This is a genomic window from Bradyrhizobium sp. (assembly GCF_049798375.1).
Lineage (GTDB): Bacteria > Pseudomonadota > Alphaproteobacteria > Rhizobiales > Xanthobacteraceae > Bradyrhizobium.
Genome location: NZ_JBARGP010000435.1, coordinates 1 through 3,259, shown reverse-complemented (window position 1 = coordinate 3,259; position 3,259 = coordinate 1). Strand labels below are relative to the sequence as shown.

The 3,259-nt window shown below is 62.4% G+C and carries 3 protein-coding genes and 2 pseudogenes; 1 reads left to right on the top strand and 4 read right to left on the bottom strand.

Annotation, left to right across the window (positions count from 1 at the left end):
- Window positions 1–350, top strand: a pseudogene (locus WA702_RS18245) (homospermidine synthase); the annotation flags it as partial.
- Between the two features lie 62 nt (window positions 351–412).
- On the opposite strand, the gene WA702_RS18240 reads toward WA702_RS18245, so the two are convergent.
- The 4 genes and pseudogenes from WA702_RS18240 to WA702_RS18225 all read right to left on the bottom strand — a co-directional run.
- Window positions 413–1,414, bottom strand: coding sequence for an IS30 family transposase (locus WA702_RS18240; protein WP_425111933.1), 1,002 nt, complete (start codon window positions 1,412–1,414; stop codon window positions 413–415).
- Between the two features lie 188 nt (window positions 1,415–1,602).
- The gene (locus tag WA702_RS18235; protein ID WP_425111932.1) at window positions 1,603–2,343 is read right to left on the bottom strand and encodes an acetoacetate decarboxylase; all 741 of its coding nucleotides are present in this window, start codon (window positions 2,341–2,343) and stop codon (window positions 1,603–1,605) included.
- A 272-nt stretch (window positions 2,344–2,615) separates the two neighbouring features.
- Complete coding sequence (locus tag WA702_RS18230) at window positions 2,616–2,942, bottom strand: hypothetical protein (protein ID WP_425111931.1); 327 nt, start codon at window positions 2,940–2,942, stop codon at window positions 2,616–2,618.
- A gap of 98 nt (window positions 2,943–3,040) precedes the next feature.
- Window positions 3,041–3,259, bottom strand: a pseudogene (locus WA702_RS18225) (WD40 repeat domain-containing protein); the annotation flags it as partial.

Here is a 3,259-nt window from a genome sequence, read left to right as displayed (position 1 = left end):
ACGAGCTCGGCGTGCTGCTGTTCGGCCACGACAACAATGCGTATTGGTACGGCTCGCAGCTCTCGATCGAAGAGACCCGCGCTCTCGCGCCCTATCAGAACGCCACCGGCCTGCAGGTGACCTCCGCCGTGCTCGGCGGCATGGTGTGGGCACTGGAAAATCCGAAGGAAGGCATCGTCGAAGCCGACGAAATGGATTTCGATCGCCTGCTGGAAATCCAGCTGCCCTATCTCGGACCGGTCAAGGGCTACTACACCGACTGGACGCCGCTGACCGATCGTCCGGGCCTGTTCCCCGAGGATATCGACACGAGCGATCCGTGGCAGTTCCGGAACGTGCTGGTGCGTTAGTTGGTAGTTCGCACCGCCGCTGCATATACAATTGTCATGCCCCGCGCAGGCGGGGGATGGATTCACGGTTGAAGTGCAACGGTTGATTTGAGTTCAGAGAATGCCTCGGCGGGTGTTCTGAAGTCCAGGCATTTGCGTGGGGTATTATTGAGGCGCTGAACATGCCGCCTAAGATCGGCGGCCGTCATGCCGTTGAGATCCGTTTTGCGGGGCAGCGGGCGTCGCAAGCGGCCGATCGAATTTTCCACGCCGCCTTTCTGCCAGGGGCTGTGCGGATCGCAGAAGAACGTCTGTACGCCGAGTCTCTTGTGGAGCCGGTGATGTTCAGCAAACTCGTTTCCGTTGTCGAAGCTGATGGTCCGGCGCATTTGCTGTGGCAGTCCGCCGAGCTGACGGGCGATGTTCTCAGCAGTGGGGATGGCTTTTCGATCGGCTGGACGATGAACAATAGTGAAACGGGTTTTTCGTTCGTGAAGAACCAGCAATCCCTGACCAGGTCGGGAGAACATCATGAAGTCTGCCTCCCAATGGCCTGGTGCCCGGCGACCTTCGACCTCCGCGGGGCGCTCGGTAATCGAGCGACGCTGTTTAATGAGGCTGCCAGAGCTACCGCCCAGCCTTCGACGTCCTCGAATTTTCTTATGACGCGGCAGCAGGCGGTACCAGTAATCCCCCTGGGCCGTGCGATGATAAATGAAACGATAGATTGACTCATGGCTGATGATCACGCGACCATGCCTGCGCGCCAGCCGGCCTGCGATCTGCTCGGGCGAATGTCCCGTCGCAAGGCTTTTTCTCACGCAGTTCCGCAAGCCTGGCTGGCGCGCAAGCTTAAACCGACAGTCCCATCGCCTCCGCCGCTCAGCCAATTGCTGCGCTCGGACAGCATCATAGCCTCCCGGCCAAACCTTCGTAGGTTTGGAGTTGCGGTTGAGTTCCCGATTTATCGTCGACCGCGCCCGGCCGAGTGCAATCGCAATTTGGTTTTGAGATATACCGCCTGCATGCAGGCGGTATATCTCAACGCGCTCTTCAAGGCTGAGCTGGCCATAACATTGTCCCATCGCGACAACACCTTTAGCAGGTGTTGCACTTGTCTCGTGAGCCCAGGGGGCATCCAGTACGCCGCGGTGTCTCGGTTAATCACGAACACCTCGGAGTACTGGATCGCCCGCCTTCGCGGGCGATGACAGCGGAGAGAAGCGCCCCGGCGCGGATCGGAGCCGCATCCGAACGCCCGGGACGACGAGAGCTACTTCGCCAGGTAGTCGAACGCAACGGTGCCGAGACCGAGCGTCAGATCCGCCTTGAAGTGCGTTGCGGAGAGCACTTCACGGACCGGCAGCCGTGAGACGTCGGCCAGCGCATGCGGAAACAGGCCGAGCGCGGCCGGCCCGGTCCAGGCCTCCTTCAAGGTGATGTCCTCGAGATGGAAGCGCACCAGTTCGCAGATCCGAGGCGAACCGTCGACATGCGGAATAATCTTCAAAATAAAGTTCGGCGCCTTCATGCCGGCCACAACGCCGTCATGGTCGACCGGGCGATGCTTGTAGCCCATGGTGGCGGAGGCGCACAGCACCGAGCCGTAGTGCAAGGTGCCGAGCAGTACGTCGCTTTCAACGACGACCTTCGGCGTGGCGCGCTTCTTGGGGAATCCCCACAGCTCGCGGCCGCCGGCGATCGGCGCATCGTCGTCGAGATACATCGCGTGAGTATAGGCGCCCTCGACGCCGTTGAAGCGCACCGGGATCACCTGCCCGGTTTCGGTGTAATCGCCGAAGCCGGTCGAGTCCGGCATCCGGATGAACTCGTATTTCACCACCGGCTCGACGATCTCAAGCGGCTCCGGCACCACGGCGGCCAGCGCCTCCGGATCGGTGCGATAGGCGATGACGAAATATTCGCGGTTGAAGAAACGATAGGGCCCGGGCGGGAATGACGGGTTGGTCAGCGGCATCGAATAGGCGGTACGCCGGATATCCTCGATCTTCATCATCTGCCTCGTGCGTCATCTGCGACGCCGGACTATGGCGCGCACAGGTGACACAAGCGAGACTATCGAACCGGCAGAGCTGCTGCGGTCGCACCGGGCATCGTGCTGATTGACAAAATGCCGTCATTCCGGGAATCGCGCGGCACGACGCTTACGAGCTCGTCATGCCCCCGCGCAGGCGGGGCAGCCAGTACGCCGCAGCAGTCGTGAGACTCGATGCGCTTGCGTTTACTGGATCGTCCGGTCAAGCCGGACGATGACAGCCGAACTGGCTACTTCTTCTCGATCGGTGGGGCGACCTTCTCCGCGGGCGCGGGCGGCAGCGCCGGCTTGGCGCCTTCCTGCTGCGCCGCTGGCCCAGGCTGCGCCGGCTCCGGCGCCGGGGTGGTCGGACGGGTGCCGCCGGGCTTCGACTCGGCCGGCGTGCTCGATGGCGTCGGTGAGGCCGACGGCGAAGGCGTGGCCTGCGCCATCCGATCCAAATGTTCCGCGCGGATTTCGGTCAGGGACACCGCCGCCATGATCGCGCCGGTCACGAACAGGCCGGCCGCCAGCGTCAAATCCTTGCGCAAGGAGCGCTTGTCGTTCTCTGAGGCCATGATCGTCACCCGCAAATTGTGCCCTGGATCAACGAACGGCGACGGGCGCGGTTCCCCAAACAGCATTCAAGGGAACCGCGCCGCAATATCTTAACAGATCAGAGCTTGAGGAGGCCCGCCTCGCCGGTCTCGTCGGTGAAGGCAAGCCAGTTGCCGTTTGAATTCCAGGCCAGTCCCGCAATCGGCGGCGTGCCGTTGCGGCGCACGAGAATCTCGGCGCCGTCATGCATGCGCACCATCAGCACCGTGCCGTCCTCGTAGCCGGCGGCAAGCACGTCTTCCTTGGGATGGCAGGCCACCGCGGTGACCTTGGCCTG